This window comes from Salinimicrobium sediminilitoris (genome assembly GCF_020866905.1).
GTDB classification, from domain to species: domain Bacteria; phylum Bacteroidota; class Bacteroidia; order Flavobacteriales; family Flavobacteriaceae; genus Salinimicrobium; species Salinimicrobium sediminilitoris.
In genome coordinates this window covers 333,261-349,392 of sequence record NZ_JAIVCC010000013.1, presented here as the reverse complement: position 1 = coordinate 349,392, position 16,132 = coordinate 333,261, and the positions used below count along the sequence as shown (strand labels likewise).

Here is a 16,132-nt window from a genome sequence, read left to right as displayed (position 1 = left end):
TTTATTGATCTGAAAGGGGTTCAAAAAATGCCATTTTTGACAGGTGTGCTTTTCTTTACTCCGCAGGGTCCGGTCATGGTTTTTATGTACCTTTGCCGGTTATGAATGAGAAGGAAATGAACGAATTGGTGGAGCAGGGAAATATGCTGCCGCTAATGGAGGAATTTTATACCATACAGGGCGAAGGTTTTCATAAAGGAACTGCGGCTTATTTTATAAGAGTGGGTGGATGTGATGTAGGCTGCCACTGGTGTGATGTTAAGGAAAGCTGGGACGCAAAATTGCATCCTCCTACCGGCGTGGAAACTATTGTCGACAATGCTTTAAAGAGCAGTAAAACAATAGTGGTTACAGGTGGAGAACCTCTTACATGGAATATGGAGCCGCTAACCAGCCGTTTAAAGGAAAAAGGGGCTAAGATCCATATTGAAACTTCAGGGGCTTATCCTCTTACGGGGACCTGGGACTGGATATGTCTTTCTCCCAAGAAAATTAAACTTCCTACCGAGGAGATCTATGAGGTTGCCAATGAATTAAAGGTGATCGTTTTTAACAAACATGACTTTAAATTCGCCGAGGAACAGGCGGCCAAAGTCAATGAAAACTGCATTCTTTACCTGCAACCCGAATGGAGCAACAGGGAAAAAATGATGCCTCTTATCGTAGAGTATGTCATGCAGAACCCAAACTGGAAAGTTTCCCTTCAAACGCATAAATATTTGAATATCCCATAAAAAAAACGCCCTCTTAAAAGGGCGTTTTTTAGTCTGTTTTCAATAGGTTATTGGGCCTCTTTGAATGGTACTATTACATAACTGTCATCCCAGCCAATGAAAAGATCGGCGCCATCATTACTTTTTGCGAAATTCATGGAAAGCGCGTCAATAGGTACAGGTGACTTTCTCACCGGCACGGTAATACGAGCTACATCTTTTTCTACATGATAATCATACGCACCCCATATGTTGGTGCTATTGTTTAGGATGATCGTCCATTCCTTTTCTCTTGGAATGGTGAAAAGTGTATAGGTCCCTTGTTTGATGGTTTTACCTCCTACCATAAGGTCCTGGTAAAGAGTAATTTCGGTTGCCTCGTTGGCTCCTGTTCTCCATACTTCTCCATAAGGTACCAGCTTTCCAAAAACTTCTCTGTCGCGGGTTTGGGGCCTACTGTAAAGCACTCTTGCTAAAGGTTCATTGTTTTCACCTCTAAACAAGGCGACATCCATAGGGCTTACATCAAGTTTTGAGAAGTTTGGACCGTCATTATCCTTTAAAGTTTCTGTTGTGTCCTGTGCATATAATTGGGTGGAAAGAGACCCGGCCAGAACTGCGAACATTATAAATATTTTCTTCATTTCGTCTTTATTTTAAATTTGGTTTAAATATAAAGCATGCTGTCGGATTTTTAGTTAAGATTTTCCTTATTTACCGTTAAAAAGATGGAAAAGTAAATCGGCGGGTTTAATGAAAAATTTTTACCCGAAACACCGGGTTTGGGATAAGTTCTATTTTGTGAATAAGCTGTTTCTTCTTTGGGTTTAAACATATCATTTAAAAATGTTGAGAGTATTGATTTATAAAAGTCTAATGCGTAAATACAATAGTTCATCTAACTTTTCTCAAATGGCTACAGGAGAGGTTTTTTCCACATAAATTGTTGATAACTTAGAGGCTTTAACAAAGGTGGAGGTGGATTTACAGGTATGATTTTGGTATATTTGTTCGTTATAGAAATTGATAAAATTTTAACGAATTTAAGTATGAGCGAAGAGGTTAAAAGAAGCAGTTATTCGGCTGACAGTATTCAGGCACTGGAGGGCATGGAACATGTGCGTATGCGACCTTCCATGTACATTGGGGATACTGGAGTGAGAGGCTTGCACCACCTGGTTTATGAGGTGGTAGACAATTCTATTGATGAAGCCCTGGCGGGACACTGTGATGTTATAAAAGTCACTATAAACGAAGATAATTCTATTACAACAGAGGATAACGGTAGAGGTATCCCTGTAGATTTACATAAAAAAGAAGGAGTATCTGCGCTTGAGGTTGTAATGACCAAAATTGGTGCAGGAGGGAAGTTTGATAAAGACTCTTATAAAGTTTCAGGTGGACTTCATGGGGTAGGTGTGAGTTGTGTTAACGCACTCTCCGATCATCTAAAAGCCACAGTTTACCGCGATGGTACTATCTGGGAGCAGGAGTACGAAAAAGGGAAGCCAATGTATCCGGTGAAATCTGTCGGTACGACAGATCTTAATGGAACTGTAGTTACTTTTAAACCCGATGTTTCTATTTTTCAGCAAACCTCCGAATATAATTATGATACCCTTGCCAGCAGGATGCGGGAACTTGCCTTTTTGAATAAAGGGATCACAATTACACTTACAGACCGCAGGGAGAAAGATGATAAGGGAGAATTTGTTTCTGAAGTTTTCCATTCAGAAGAAGGGCTTAAGGAGTTTATAAAGTTCCTTGATGGAACAAGAGAGCCTATCATTAGCGAAGTAATTGCGATAGAAGGGGAGAAAAACGATATCCCAGTGGAAGTAGCTATGGTTTATAACACTTCTTTCAACGAAAATCTTCACTCTTACGTTAACAATATCAATACACACGAGGGAGGTACTCACCTTGCCGGTTTTAGGAGAGGATTGACTACCACCTTGAAAAAATATGCCGATGCTTCAGGATTACTTGATAAACTGAAGTTCGAAATTTCAGGAGATGATTTCCGGGAAGGGTTGACAGCGATAGTTTCGGTTAAAGTTGCAGAGCCTCAGTTTGAAGGGCAGACTAAGACCAAGCTTGGAAACAGGGAGGTTACTGCTGCGGTTTCGCAGGCAGTTTCTGAAATGCTGGAAAACTACCTGGAAGAAAATCCTAATGATGCGAAGACCATTGTTCAAAAGGTGATACTTGCTGCGCAGGCACGTCATGCCGCCAAAAAGGCTCGTGAAATGGTGCAGCGAAAAACGGTGATGAGCGGGGGTGGATTGCCTGGAAAACTTTCAGATTGTGCATCCCAGGATCCGCACGAGAGTGAAGTGTTCCTTGTAGAGGGTGACTCGGCGGGAGGAACGGCCAAACAAGGTCGTGACCGTCATTTTCAAGCTATTCTTCCTTTAAGGGGTAAGATCCTGAATGTAGAAAAAGCGATGAGCCATAAGGTTTTCGAAAATGAGGAGATCAAGAACATTTATACTGCTCTTGGTGTCACAATAGGAACTGAAGAGGATAGTAAGGCACTAAACCTTTCCAAATTGAGATATCATAAAGTAGTGATCATGTGTGATGCCGATGTTGATGGAAGTCACATCGCTACTCTAATTCTTACTTTCTTCTTTAGATACATGAAAGAATTGATCGAGGCAGGTCACATATTTATTGCGACGCCGCCGCTATATCTCATTAAAAAAGGTAGTAAAAAGCGTTATGCCTGGTCCAATAAGGAGCGTGATGAGATCGCCAATTCCTTTAGTGGAGGGGTGAGCGTGCAGCGTTACAAAGGTCTTGGGGAGATGAATGCAGAGCAGTTATGGGATACCACTATGAATCCTGAATTCCGTACGCTACGCCAGGTAACGATTGACAATACAGGAGAGGCCGACAGGATCTTCTCGATGTTGATGGGAGATGAGGTGCCGCCTCGTAGAGATTTCATTGAAAAGAATGCCGTTTACGCTAATATTGATGCGTAAAACACCAGTAAATATTTAAAGAAAGCCCTGCAGAAATGCAGGGTTTTTTGTTTGTAGGAGTCTTCTGAAGAAGCTATACTTTTTTTATTATTTTTACTCAACTTCAAAAACAAACCTTGTGAAAAAAATCTTTTCTTTTCTTTTCTTGTTATTATTGTTTTCACCTGCTTCTGCCCAATCTGAAGACGTGAATGATTTTATTGATGACGTCCTTCTCATTGGTGGGGGATTTTCTGATCCTGCAGCCCAGGGAGCCGGCTACCAGGCCAGTGCGGGCTGGTTCAGTTCAGCAATACCTCTTGAAAAATGGGAATTTCGTTTATCTCTTTATGGTAATGCTCTTTTTGTACCTTCAGGTAAAAAGGAATTTAGTCTTTCGAATTCAGATCTTAAAATCCTACAGATTGACGGCGCTGAAAATGCTGTTTTGCCAACAGCTTTTGGTGGTGGCAGTTCCATAACCCTAAGTGGAGAAATTAATCTCAATGGACTGGTCATTCCTGTAAATGATTTTAAAGCCATAGAGGGAATTGGAAGGAGTTACGTTCCGCATGCTTTTCTTCAGGCCGCTGTAGGTGTTTCAGCAGGAACTGAAATCACTGTTCGTGCGATGCCAAAAGTTACTATTGATGGAGTTGCAGCCAGTACCTACGGAATGGGAGTAAAGCACAACTTGAGCCAGTACTTTGGCTACAATTATCCTGAAGATTTCCAATTTGCTCTGGGAGCTTCTTATTCCAAATTAACTGTAGGGTATGCATTTGATCCTACAGGGGCTGAAGGTTTAATTCTTTTAGATGAAATTGATGTTGATGCCAATCTTTTTATGGCTGAAGTTATTGGGTCAAAAAACTGGGGGCTCTTTGAGATCTTTGCTGCAGCCGGTGCAATGAATTCTTCGTTCAGCTACACCTTTGGTGGAACGGGACAGGTAGACCTTGTAAATGCTCAGGTTGACACTCTTGAGGATTCAATAATTCAATTTAAAGGAGACCTTGGTTTTAACGTACATTTTGACCGTTTCAGGTTGAGCGTAATGGGCACGGTAGGAGAATTTTTCAATGCGAATTTAGGACTTCATGTAAGGATTTAAAGTGCGGTTTTTGCCGTTAAATTTGAAGGAAAACTCCTGTGAAATTCGTACTTTAGCAGCACTGTTAGTCAAAATTAACCAAACTAATTTACAATGAAAGTTACTATAGTAGGTGCCGGAGCTGTTGGAGCCAGCTGTGCGGAATACATCGCCATTAAAAATTTTGCTTCAGAAGTGGTTTTAATTGATATTAAAGAGGACTATGCCGAAGGAAAGGCTATGGACCTTATGCAAACCTCTTCTCTTCTTGGATTCGATACTAAAATCACCGGAAGCACAAATGACTATTCAAAAACTGCAAATTCAGATATCGCTGTAATCACAAGTGGTGTGCCACGTAAGCCTGGTATGACCAGGGAAGAACTTATAGGCATCAATGCAGATATTGTAAAATCTGTCTCTCAAAGCCTTCTTGAGCATTCACCAAATGTGACTTTGATCGTGGTGAGTAACCCGATGGATACTATGACTTACCTGGTTCATAAAACCACTAAGCTTCCAAAGAACAAAATTATAGGAATGGGCGGTGCTTTGGATAGTGCCCGATTCAAATATAGAATTAGTGAAGCACTTGGCTGTCCGGCATCTGATGTTGACGGGATGGTTATAGGAGGGCACAGTGACACTGGTATGGTGCCATTAACCAGACTTGCCACACGTAATTCTGTACCTGTTTCAGAATTCCTTTCTAAGGAGCGTATAGAGCAGGTTTCAGAAGACACAAAGGTGGGTGGAGCTACGCTTACCAAAATGTTAGGAACCAGTGCATGGTATGCACCAGGGGCCGCTGTTTCTTCTCTTGTACAGGCAATTGCCTGCGACCAGAAAAAAATGTTCCCATGTTCTGCCCTTTTAGAAGGGGAGTACGGGCTTAATGATCTGTGTATTGGAGTGCCGGTGATCCTTGGCAAAAATGGAATTGAGAAAATTGTGGAGGTGGAACTTGATGATGCCGAGAAATCCAAACTGAAGGACAGTTCAGAGGGAGTTTCAAAAACCAATGATCTTCTCGACCTGAAGAAATAATTTTTCACGAAGAATAGCTTTAGAAGAAGCTTCTCGAAAGTGTCATTTTTGAGAGGATTTTTCCTGCCGTCAGAATCGCCGGCACCTCGGAGAAACCTCGATATGACAGTACTTTAGAGAAGCTTCTTATTTTAATTTTAAAAGTTAATTTTTTCAAAAAATATAATTGGGTTTTCTATCTTGAAAACCTATATTTGTCCGTTTTAAAAAAATGAACATAAATTAAAGAATAATGCAGAACAAGGGAATAATCAAGGTATTCGCAATATTGTTTGCCCTGGTATGTATTTACCAGTTGTCTTTCACATTTATTGCTGGCAATATTGAGGACGATGCCGAAGAATTTGCACAGCAGGAAATTCCGCAAAGTGTTGATAATTATGTCACCGCCCGGGAGAGAGCAGAACAGAGGTATCTTGATTCCATAGGGAATGAAGAGGTTTTTATGGGGATCACCTATAACACGGCCAAGGAAAAAGAGCTTAATAAAGGTCTTGACCTTAAAGGAGGGATCAATGTGATCCTTCAAATTTCTGTTAAGGACATTCTTAGAGAGCTGGCTAACAACAGTAAAGATCCTGCCTTTAACCAGGCATTAGTTAGAGCCGATGAGGCTCAAAAAACAAGTCAGGAGAACTACCTTGACCTCTTTTTTGATGCTTTTGAAGAAATTCCTGATGCACGTCTTGCTTCTCCCGATATTTTTGCCAACAGAAACCTTAGCGACGAGATCAATTTTGAAATGACTAATGAGGAAGTAAAGCCTATCATTAGAAGAAAAATTGATGAATCCATTGTTTCAGCATTTGAGGTTCTTAGAAAACGTATTGATAAATTTGGAGTTACTCAACCTAACATTCAGCGTCTTGGGTCTTCAGGAAGAATTCTTGTTGAATTACCGGGAGCTAAAGAAATAGAACGTGTACAGGACCTTTTACAAAGTACAGCTCAATTGGAGTTCTGGCATGTTTACAAGAGCAATGAATTTCAAAACTTCTTTGTGCAGGCCAACAACCTGCTTAAGCAGATGGAAGTTGAAGAAACGGCCGAGGCTAGTGTAGATACTGCAGAGGCAGAACAGGATGAGATCGATGCTTTATTAGAGTCGGCCAGTGATACAGCTCAAATAGCTGAACAAAACAACCCTTTGTTTGACTTAATGGCTGCTCCCGGTTTCCAGGGAGGACCTGTTTTAGCAACATTTAATATTGCAGATACTTCCAAAGTGAGGGAGTATTTAAATAATCCGCAGGTGCGAAACCTTCTTGAAGGTGAACAGCGTTATGCGAAATTCGTTTGGGGAATTGTAGATGAAGATGCTCAGGTTGCTCCATTGTATGCACTAAAAGGAAACAGACAAAATGAGCCACCACTTTCAGGTAGTGTGATCACAGATGCGACTCAGGCTTACGACCAGGTAGGTAGAGTGGCAGTGACTATGCAAATGAACGGGAAAGGTGCTAAAGTCTGGGAAGAGATGACAGGTTTTGCATCTGAAAATCAAAGCCAGATTGCTATTGTTCTTGATAATGTGGTTTATTCTGCTCCAGGAGTTTCGACCGGACCAATTTCAGGTGGAAGAAGTGAAATCACAGGGGACTTCAGCATTACCGAAGGACAGGATTTAGCTAACGTTTTACGTGCAGGTAAATTACCGGCTTCAGCAGATATTGTGCAGAGCGAGATCGTTGGACCGTCACTTGGTCAGGAAGCTATTGACAGCGGTATCACTTCTTTCGCAATTGCTTTGGTCCTGGTATTGCTTTGGATGATCTTCTACTACGGGAAGGCAGGTATTTTTGCTGATATCGCCCTCGTGGTGAATATACTTTACATCTTTGGTGTTCTTGCAGGACTCGGGGCGGTACTTACTTTACCCGGTATTGCCGGTATCGTTCTTACCATTGGTATATCTGTGGATGCGAACGTACTTATCTTTGAGCGTATTCGGGAAGAATATGCAAAAGGCAAGGTGCAGAAAGATGCGATTAGAGATGGTTTCAACAACGCTCTTTCTTCAATTCTTGATGCAAACATCACCACAGGTCTTACTGCATTGATCCTATTGGTTCTTGGAACCGGTCCTATTAAAGGATTTGCCACTACCTTATTGATTGGTATTGCAACTTCTCTTTTTACTGCGATCTTTATCACAAGATTGTTTATTGACAGGTATGCTAAGAACCCGAATAAGAGCCTTGACTTTTCAACTTCGGTTACAAAAAATCTTTTCTCTGGCCTTACCATTAAGTTTCTTGAAAAGAGAAAGACATTTTATATAGTTTCAGGAGTATTTATCCTTGTAAGTTTAGGATCATTGTTTACCCAGGGATTGAACCAGGGGGTTGATTTCGTAGGGGGTCGCAGCTACACAATAAGATTTGACAAGTCTGTAAATCCAACTGAACTTCAGGATGAGCTGGTTACCGAATTTGGAAGTGCAAGTGCCAAGACTTTTGGAGCTGCAAACCAAATTAAGGTTACAACAAAATATAAGGTTGAAGAAGAAGGAAGCGAAGTAGATGAAGAGATCACTCAGAAACTCTTTAGCGCAGTACAAGCTTATCTTCCTGAAGGAACAACTTATGCCGACTTTACTGTAGGAGGAGAGGGCGAAAGAGAGATTGGAATTATGCAGTCTATCAAGGTAGGTCCTTCTATTGCAGATGACATTAAACAAGCTTCAATTTGGGCGGTATTAGGATCCCTGTTGGTGATCTTCCTTTACATCCTGTTGAGGTTTAGAAAATACCAGTTCTCACTGGGGGCGGTAATTGCTGTTATTCATGACGTGTTGATCGTACTTGGTGTATTCTCATTGACGTATAAGTTCATGCCGTTTAACATGGAGATCGATCAGGCGTTTATTGCTGCTATCCTTACAGTTGTTGGTTACTCGCTGAATGATACCGTGGTTATTTTTGACAGGATAAGGGAGTTCTTTAATGAGCATCCTTCCTGGACCAAGAAAGACGCTATTAATGCCGCGATCAACAGCACGGTGAGCCGTACAGTAAATACCTCTTTGACTACCCTTGTGGTACTTCTTGCGATCTTCATCTTTGGAGGGGAAAGCATTAGAGGGTTTATGTTTGCTCTTATTGTAGGGGTGATAGTAGGTACTTATTCTTCTATCTTTATTGCAACTCCTATTACTTATGATACTTTTAATAAGGAGACTAAGAGAAGAAAACTGAAACAAAAAGAAACAGTGGCTTAGTCACAAGCTTCTTGAAAATAAGAAAAGAGCCTTCCCACCGGAAGGCTCTTTTTTTTGCCCTTTTTGGAAGGTAAAGAGGTGTTTATTGGCTATATGATTTAGATAGGGACATGATGTTGTGCCGGTTTATCAATCGGGAAGCGAATACACATACAAGTGGTACGGAAAAGGATCGAAATATAGGTTGCCTAATCCTGGAACCGGATCCTATGCGTCAAAAATGTTATTTCTGAAGGTTTTTTTCTCTGTTGAATGAGACCAAAGCTCTTCCATAGTTCAGTAGAAAATTACAAACCGAGCAGTTAAAAGAGGAGGGCAAAAGTATATGAAGTGCATTGCTGAAGCTATTTCAGGATTTTATAGATCGTAACTTCAGAAGGAATTAGATCTTTAAACACGAGAAACACCAAAAAGAGGGAGTGCAAAAGTCAATTTTGAACAGCTTAAAAAATGTCAATTTATAAGACTTTTTCTGCTATTCCCGATTTAGGATAAGGCTATCGCCTACAGTTAGGTTCCATTGATCTGAGAGTTCTGCATTCACTTCCAGAACGTATTGGGCCGGGGCTTCAGAAGGAATAGTTTCCAGGCTTTTTGGTTTGGCGTTTTTCGAAATGCTCACAATCCTGTTTTCTGAATCTAAAAAGATAAGATCCAGAGGGATATTGGTGTTCTTCATGTAAAAACCACGCGGTTCCTCTTTCTCAAAAATGAACAGCATTCCCTGGTCCTGTTCCATGGAATTACGGTACATAAGCCCTGTTTCCCTTTGATAATCATCATCGGCTATTTCCAGTTGTAGATGTTGGATAGTGTCTCCCGATGTCTTTACAAGATAAGCCTCAGCTTCCTGAGTGAAAGTGATAGGTTCTGAAATGGACTCCTGTACTTTTTCCGCCTTGTCCTTGCAGCCCGTTGCCAGAATGCCTGCGAACAGGAGGCTCAAAAATGACTTTTTCCGAATCATTTTACCCGGGTTTTTGGTGAAGGCCTGTACATAAAGTAAAAGCCGGCGAGAATAAATGGAACACTTAGCCATTGTCCCGTATTAAGCACCCAGTTTACCCTTTCACCTACTTGAGGTTCTTTCACGAATTCCACAAAGAATCGTACTGACCAAAGAAGAACGAGAAACAAGCCGAAGATATAACCCAGTTTTTCTCTTTTCAAAGTTTTCCAGTAGGTAAGCCATAATATTATAAAGACGATCAAATAACAGGCGGCTTCGTATAACTGTGCCGGATGCCTTGCAAAATCTTCACCTAATTTAGTAAACACCACTCCAAAGTCGCTGTTGGTGGGTTTTCCAATAATTTCGGAATTCATGAAATTCCCTATTCTTACGAAGATTCCTCCGCAAGCCACAGGAATCACAATCCTGTCCAGGATCCATAGTACCGGCTTGTGCAGCACATTGCGGCAATAAAGGTACATTGCCGTGATAATTCCAATGGCAGCTCCATGACTCGCAAGTCCTCTAAAGCCCGTAAATTGAAATTCAGGTTCAAATCGTACCGGCAGGAAGATCTCAAGAAGATGGTTTTGAAAGTAATCCCAATCATAAAAGATCACGTGTCCCAGCCTCGCACCAATGAGCGTGGCAAGAACAGTATAAATAAACAGGGAATCCAGCTTTTCTATGGAAACACCTTCCCTTTCATAAATGCTCTTCATGAGGTACCAGCCAATGGTAAAGGCCACAACAAACATTAAGCTGTAGTAATGTATTACGAAAAAACCGAGATCTATACCTTCGGAAGGATTCCAGTAGATTTGATTGAAAAGCATGAAGAAATTTTATTATTGGTAGGTAAATATACGTATTTGGTGCCTTTTCCGATTATTTTTCCTTCTGAAGTTTCTCCGGAACGGGGTCATAACCATGACCTCCCCAGGGATTGCAGCTTGCAATACGTTTAATTGAAAGCCAACTCCCCTTAAAAGCTCCGTGTTTTTGAAGCGCTTCAACCGAATATTGAGAGCAGGTTGGAGTATAGCGGCAGGTTGCGGGCGTAAACGGCGAAATGACTTTCTGGTAAAATCTTACCAGACCAATAAGAGGGTATGAAAGCCACTTTTTCAAAGGCCAATTTTTATTCGATAGTAAAACTTGTGCCGTCTTTACCGTCCTTCAGCTGTATTCCCATTCCTGCAAGTTCATCCCTAATTTTGTCGCTAGTAGCGAAATCTTTATTCGCCCGGGCCTCTGCTCTGAGCTTAATAAGCAAATCTACAGTGCCGGAAAGTTTATTGCTAAAATCGTTGTCTGCAGCTTCAGTTGTGTCTACTAAACCGAGAACCTCAAAAATAAAGTCGCTCATGGTCTTTTTTAGGAGCTCAAGATCTTCAGCAGTTATTTTAGCTTTTCCTTCTTTGAGAATGTTGATCTGTTTTACGGCTTCGAAAAGTTGTGCTATTAGAATTGGGCTATTAAAGTCGTCATTCATCGCATCATAGCACTTCTGTCTCCATTCGGCTATATCAAGATCAGATTTTTCTGAAGTTTGAATGTTTTCAAGACTGTGATAAGCATCCATTAGGCGTTGGAAACCTTTTTCACTGGCTACAAGGGCCTCATTGGAGAAATCGAGTATGCTTCTGTAATTTGCCTGCAGCATGAAAAACCTTGCTACAGTAGGGGCAAAACCTTTTTCAAGGTTAGGATTGTCCCCGGTAAAGATTTCATTGGGAAGAATGTTGTTACCTGTACTCTTGGCCATTTTTTTGCCGTTTAGAGTAAGCATGTTGGCGTGCATCCAGTAATTCACCGGTGTTTTGCCTGTTGCTGCTTCTCCTTGAGCAATCTCACATTCATGGTGAGGGAACTTTAGGTCCATTCCGCCGCCGTGAATATCAAATTCTTCTCCAAGATACTTGGAGCTCATTACGGTACATTCCAGGTGCCAGCCGGGAAAACCATCACTCCACGGGGAAGGCCAGCGCATAATATGCTGGGGCTCGGCTTTCTTCCAAAGTGCAAAATCCTGCGGATTTTTTTTATCGCTTTGTGCTGTCAATTCCCGTGTGTTGGGAATCATATCTTCAAGCTTTCTACCACTTAATTTTCCGTAATCGTGAGATTCGTTGAATTTTAATACATCAAAATAAACCGATCCATTGGCTTCGTATGCGTAGCCCTTTTCCAGGATATCTTTAATGATTTCGATTTGTTCTACAATATGTCCTGTAGCCGTAGGTTCGATGCTGGGAGGAAGGTTGTTGAATTTTTGCAGGATATTGTGAAAATCAACTGTATAACGCTGCACTACTTCCATAGGCTCGATTTGCTCGAGACGAGCTTTTTTTGCAATACGATCTTCCCCAGAGTCGGCGTCATTTTCTAAATGACCCGCATCGGTAATATTTCGAACATACCGCACTTTATACCCCAGGTGTTTAAGGTATCTAAAGACAAGGTCAAAGGAGATAAAAGTGCGACAGTTGCCAAGGTGAACATTGCTGTAAACCGTGGGGCCACATACGTACATGCCAATGGCACCTTCGTTAATGGGGGTGAAGACTTCTTTTTCTCCAGATAGTGAATTGTAGATCTTTAGTTCCTGCTGCTGGTAAAGTGCCATAGAATAGTGGAGAATTTAAAATTCAGTTTCCAGATTGATGTAGTCCAAAAAGTCACGTCGGGCTTCGGGATCTTTGAATCGGCCGCCGTATTCACTAGTGACGGTGCTACTTTCAATATCCCTTATTCCGCGGCTGTTTACGCAAAGATGTTTTGCATCAATAACGCAGGCTACATCTTCTGTTCCCAGAACTTCCTGTAGTTCTTTTACTATTTGCATTGTTAATCTCTCCTGTACTTGTGGACGCTTCGCGTAATAATCAACTATGCGATTCATTTTTGAAAGCCCTACAACAGTACCATTGGAGATATATCCAACGTGTGCTTTTCCAACAATTGGAAGCAGGTGATGTTCACAGGTAGAGTAGAGGGTAATGTTCTTTTCTACCAGCATCTCCCCGTACTTGTACTTATTTTGAAAAGTAGAGGCTTTTGGCTTTACCTGGGGATGTAACCCGCCAAAGATTTCGTTGACAAACATTTTCGCAACTCTCTTAGGGGTGCCTTTAAGACTGTCATCGGTAAGGTCCAGACCTAAGGTCTCCAGGATACTTTTTACGTCAACCTGGATGCGTTCAATTTTTTCTTCATCGCTTATATCAAATGCATCTTTGCGCATTGGTGTATCTGTGTTGGGGCTTACGAATGCATCTCCCATTTCATCAATAGCCTCGTCTATATTGTCTTTTTTCATAATACGTTATAAGGTACGGTCTAAACACTGTGTATTTAAGCTTGCAAAGATACATATTTAAACCCTTTTCTGGTAATATGTAGCAGCAAGTTCGATTGCAAAAAGGTCCTGAATTAAAAAAACAGCCCGAAGGCTGTTTTAGAATTTATATGTGAGATTTTACAACCCGAAACTTAGTGAAAGCACATAATTAGAATTTTCTCTTGAATTTCTAAAGCGATCTGTTAATCCGGTTTGATATAATTGAGGATTGTTTTCCCTTGAAGAATGGTCATACGCCAAATCAATTTTTATATTTCCGAAGTTATACCCAAGTCCTGCGGAATAACCTTCAAGGTCACCCACTGTAAATCCATTGCTGTAAGGGCTCTCCTCAAACCTGTAACCACCTCTAAGGCTCCAGTTCTCAATCCTGTATTCTCCTCCAAGTCTAAAAGTTGATGCTCCCTTCAATTCATTTGAAATAAGATCATTTTGAGCCCTAAAAGCAGGATCATCTGTAGGTTTAAATTTCGTGGTGGAATAATCTTTATATGTGTAGTCAAAGCTTATAAGGGCTGCTGAGCCAAAAAGATAGGCTAAACTTCCTGTATAACCGGCGGGAGTTTGCAACTTGTAATCGGGATAAATGTTCACAACATTTGGATCAACAATGGCCTCACCAAATTCCAGACTGTAAGTTTCAAGGTACTGAGTGGTTTCTTCAGAAATATTATACCATGTTGGAGATTCATAAGCTATCCCGGCTCTAACATTTTCACCAACTTTTGCCAGAGCACCCAATTGAAAACTAAATCCGCTTCCCAGGGTGCTAAGCCGGTCCTCAAAAAGTATTTCATTTATTTCACTTCCGGTGTTACTATTTACTTCAAAAAAGGAAGTCATTCTTTCATAATTGATGAAATGGCTATTCAAGTTAAGTCCCAGGTAAAGAAAATCCTGATATTGTGTTGCAAAGTTAAAAGAGAACTTACCGTTTAAACCGGTAGCAGCATAGGCATATTCCTGGTCGAAACTTCCTGTTGCAACATTAGAAGTGTAGGGAGCAAAAGGGCTGCTCGCGTTATCGGGTTCGTAATCATATAAGTAACCTTGATACCCCAAAAATGCCTGCTGGGCTGCAAATCCTTCTCTTTCTCCAAGATCGGCATAAACGCCTGCTATAGTTTCATTTCTTGTTAAATCTACTTCAAGTAAGTCTACAGGAATTCCTTGTGTGAATTCGAGAAAGTAGTTATCGATGGAACGAGTGTTAGTTCCAAAAGCTAAAAAATCATCCTCATAGCTGGATGATTTATTGTAATTAAAGCCAAGGCTAAATTTCTTCCAGTCTGCATTTTCATCAAAACTGTTGAATACAAAAACTGCCCCTGCCTGTCCTAGATCGGTATTTGAGTTAGAGTTACTATTGAAACCGTTCATGAAGCTCACCTCATTGCTGCTGTTCTCGACATTTAAGCTAAGAGTTGCAGAACTGTTGAGAAATACAGCCGAGCCGGCGGGATTTACATTTAGAGAAGAGATATCTCCTCCCAATGCCCCAAATGCTCCACTCATAGCACGGTAACGTGCTGTTCCATTAAGGTCTGTGCCGGAATACCTTACGGCATCTGTAATATTTTGTGCCTCTACAGACATAGAAATTATGGCTGTAAAGGCAAAAATCAATTTTTTCATTTATAAATTTTTAGTCTAGACTATTTTCCACCTCTTCCACGGCTGGACCTGCTGGAAGATGAACCGGTACCTGAGGACGAGGATCTCGTATTCGATGATGAGGATCTATAGGAACTATTGTTGCTCCTTGAAGAACGACTCGATCTTGCTTCCGGTCTCGGGTTTGAAGATGAATTGCTCCTTACAGCAGGTGACGATCGTCTTTGAGAAGAACTTCTGTAGGTATCATTTGTTCTTGTCGAAGAGGACCTAACCCTGGTTGAGCGGGTTTGATAGGTTCGATTATCATTAACCCTTGTTCCTGCAGCTCTGACATTTCTGGTGTTTGAATATCCCTGTATTCTGGAAATTCTACTTTCAGAATTAGCTTGTCTGTCGCGATAACTGTTAGAATAGCTGTCTCTGCGACCAGTATTATAGGCTACGTTGCTTCGATTGTAATATGGGTAGTAATTAGAGTAACCTCCGTATGGGTGGTAAGGGGAATATCTATGACCGTAGCCGTAGTAACCGCCCCATCCAAATCCCCAGCCAATGTTCCATCTCCAGGAATTATAAGTATATGGTGATCCAAAATAAAAGGGATCATAAAATCCATAAGGGTAGTATCTTGGACCCCAGAATGGATCGTAGAAGCCGGTGTAATAGGGGTAGCCGTATGGATAATAGAATGAACCATATGCAGGATAATTATTATAAATGTTTACCGCAATCTCATCTGGATCTGTTCCCCATGCAGCTCTACCGGGTTCATATTCCATGCCCTCTGCTCCAAACATGTTTTCATCATACTGGCCCGAGGAATATGATTCGACATCAGTAAAAATGGCTCCGTCTTGAGAAACAGCTCCAAATTGCTCGGCTTTTTCTCCAAAGAGATTTTTATAATAAAGGGCGTCTTCATAAGATTCCTCGTAATCATTAGCAGTATAAGCCTCGCCGCTTTGTGAGGAACTGTAAATTCCATCATTTTCATACCCGGCATACTGGTAAGAACTACAGGAAGCTAATAAAAACAGAGAGCCCAATGCAGGAAGAAGGCTTCTCACGTTTAAAAGCTTGTAGTATCGTTTCATGGCGTTGAATTTATTATTGAACAAAGATAAAAATAGTTAGTTTTGCACTAACTTTATTTCATT

At 41.1% G+C, this 16,132-nt stretch carries 13 protein-coding genes; 5 read left to right on the top strand and 8 right to left on the bottom strand.

Features of this window, described 5'->3' with window-relative positions; genetic code table 11:
* Positions 1-101 precede the first annotated feature (101 nt).
* Positions 102-734, top strand: a complete 633-nt coding sequence (locus LA313_RS12870; protein WP_228915616.1) for a 7-carboxy-7-deazaguanine synthase QueE — start codon at positions 102-104, stop codon at positions 732-734.
* A gap of 47 nt (positions 735-781) precedes the next feature.
* Here the strand turns inward: LA313_RS12870 and LA313_RS12865 are convergent, their stop codons facing one another.
* A complete protein-coding gene (locus LA313_RS12865; RefSeq protein WP_228915614.1) occupies positions 782-1,357 on the bottom strand; it encodes a DUF2911 domain-containing protein in 576 nt (191 codons plus the stop codon).
* A 405-nt stretch (positions 1,358-1,762) separates the two neighbouring features.
* Here LA313_RS12865 and gyrB point away from each other — a divergent pair, with 405 nt between their 5' ends.
* The 4 genes from gyrB (at position 1,763) to secDF (ending at position 9,042) form a co-directional block, all read left to right on the top strand.
* Positions 1,763-3,703: a DNA topoisomerase (ATP-hydrolyzing) subunit B gene (gyrB, locus tag LA313_RS12860; protein WP_228915611.1), complete on the top strand. Its 1,941-nt coding sequence runs from the start codon at positions 1,763-1,765 to the stop codon at positions 3,701-3,703.
* Positions 3,704-3,821: 118 nt separating this feature from the next.
* Positions 3,822-4,796 (top strand): DUF6588 family protein, encoded by a 975-nt coding sequence (locus tag LA313_RS12855; protein ID WP_228915610.1) that lies wholly within the window; start codon positions 3,822-3,824, stop codon positions 4,794-4,796.
* Between the two features lie 93 nt (positions 4,797-4,889).
* Entirely contained in the window at positions 4,890-5,822 is a 933-nt protein-coding gene (gene mdh / locus LA313_RS12850) for a malate dehydrogenase (RefSeq protein WP_228915609.1), read from the top strand.
* 232 nt (positions 5,823-6,054) lie between these two features.
* Entirely contained in the window at positions 6,055-9,042 is a 2,988-nt protein-coding gene (secDF, locus tag LA313_RS12845; protein WP_228915602.1) for a protein translocase subunit SecDF, read from the top strand.
* A 475-nt stretch (positions 9,043-9,517) separates the two neighbouring features.
* Here the strand turns inward: secDF and LA313_RS12840 are convergent, their stop codons facing one another.
* From LA313_RS12840 to LA313_RS12810, 7 genes are all read right to left on the bottom strand, one after another.
* Positions 9,518-10,009: a DUF192 domain-containing protein gene (locus tag LA313_RS12840; protein WP_228915601.1), complete on the bottom strand. Its 492-nt coding sequence runs from the start codon at positions 10,007-10,009 to the stop codon at positions 9,518-9,520.
* Positions 10,006-10,830: a prolipoprotein diacylglyceryl transferase gene (lgt, locus tag LA313_RS12835; RefSeq protein WP_228915600.1), complete on the bottom strand. Its 825-nt coding sequence runs from the start codon at positions 10,828-10,830 to the stop codon at positions 10,006-10,008. The genes LA313_RS12840 and lgt overlap by 4 nt, the downstream gene beginning before the upstream one ends.
* Positions 10,831-10,882: 52 nt before the next feature.
* A complete protein-coding gene (gene yidD, locus LA313_RS12830; protein WP_228915599.1) occupies positions 10,883-11,125 on the bottom strand; it encodes a membrane protein insertion efficiency factor YidD in 243 nt (80 codons plus the stop codon).
* A 10-nt stretch (positions 11,126-11,135) separates the two neighbouring features.
* Positions 11,136-12,623: a cysteine--tRNA ligase gene (gene cysS / locus LA313_RS12825; RefSeq protein ID WP_228915598.1), complete on the bottom strand. Its 1,488-nt coding sequence runs from the start codon at positions 12,621-12,623 to the stop codon at positions 11,136-11,138.
* Positions 12,624-12,638: 15 nt separating this feature from the next.
* The gene (gene folE / locus LA313_RS12820) at positions 12,639-13,316 is read right to left on the bottom strand and encodes a GTP cyclohydrolase I FolE (RefSeq protein ID WP_228915597.1); all 678 of its coding nucleotides are present in this window, start codon (positions 13,314-13,316) and stop codon (positions 12,639-12,641) included.
* Between the two features lie 159 nt (positions 13,317-13,475).
* A complete protein-coding gene (locus tag LA313_RS12815) occupies positions 13,476-14,993 on the bottom strand; it encodes an OmpP1/FadL family transporter (RefSeq protein ID WP_228915595.1) in 1,518 nt (505 codons plus the stop codon).
* Positions 14,994-15,013: 20 nt separating this feature from the next.
* Positions 15,014-16,069 (bottom strand): hypothetical protein, encoded by a 1,056-nt coding sequence (locus LA313_RS12810; RefSeq protein ID WP_228915593.1) that lies wholly within the window; start codon positions 16,067-16,069, stop codon positions 15,014-15,016.
* Between the last annotated feature and the right edge of the window lie 63 nt (positions 16,070-16,132).

Bases quoted from the DNA above. Each gene is read 5' to 3' on its own strand.
- LA313_RS12870 (WP_228915616.1), top strand. From the start codon at position 102: ATGAATGAGAAGGAAATGAACGAATTGGTGGAGCAGGGAAATATGCTG.
- LA313_RS12865 (WP_228915614.1), bottom strand. From the start codon at position 1,357: ATGAAGAAAATATTTATAATGTTCGCAGTTCTGGCCGGGTCTCTTTCC.
- gyrB (WP_228915611.1), top strand. From the start codon at position 1,763: ATGAGCGAAGAGGTTAAAAGAAGCAGTTATTCGGCTGACAGTATTCAG.
- mdh (WP_228915609.1), top strand. From the start codon at position 4,890: ATGAAAGTTACTATAGTAGGTGCCGGAGCTGTTGGAGCCAGCTGTGCG.
- secDF (WP_228915602.1), top strand. From the start codon at position 6,055: ATGCAGAACAAGGGAATAATCAAGGTATTCGCAATATTGTTTGCCCTG.
- LA313_RS12840 (WP_228915601.1), bottom strand. From the start codon at position 10,009: ATGATTCGGAAAAAGTCATTTTTGAGCCTCCTGTTCGCAGGCATTCTG.
- lgt (WP_228915600.1), bottom strand. From the start codon at position 10,830: ATGCTTTTCAATCAAATCTACTGGAATCCTTCCGAAGGTATAGATCTC.
- cysS (WP_228915598.1), bottom strand. From the start codon at position 12,623: ATGGCACTTTACCAGCAGCAGGAACTAAAGATCTACAATTCACTATCT.
- folE (WP_228915597.1), bottom strand. From the start codon at position 13,316: ATGAAAAAAGACAATATAGACGAGGCTATTGATGAAATGGGAGATGCA.
- LA313_RS12815 (WP_228915595.1), bottom strand. From the start codon at position 14,993: ATGAAAAAATTGATTTTTGCCTTTACAGCCATAATTTCTATGTCTGTA.
- LA313_RS12810 (WP_228915593.1), bottom strand. From the start codon at position 16,069: ATGAAACGATACTACAAGCTTTTAAACGTGAGAAGCCTTCTTCCTGCA.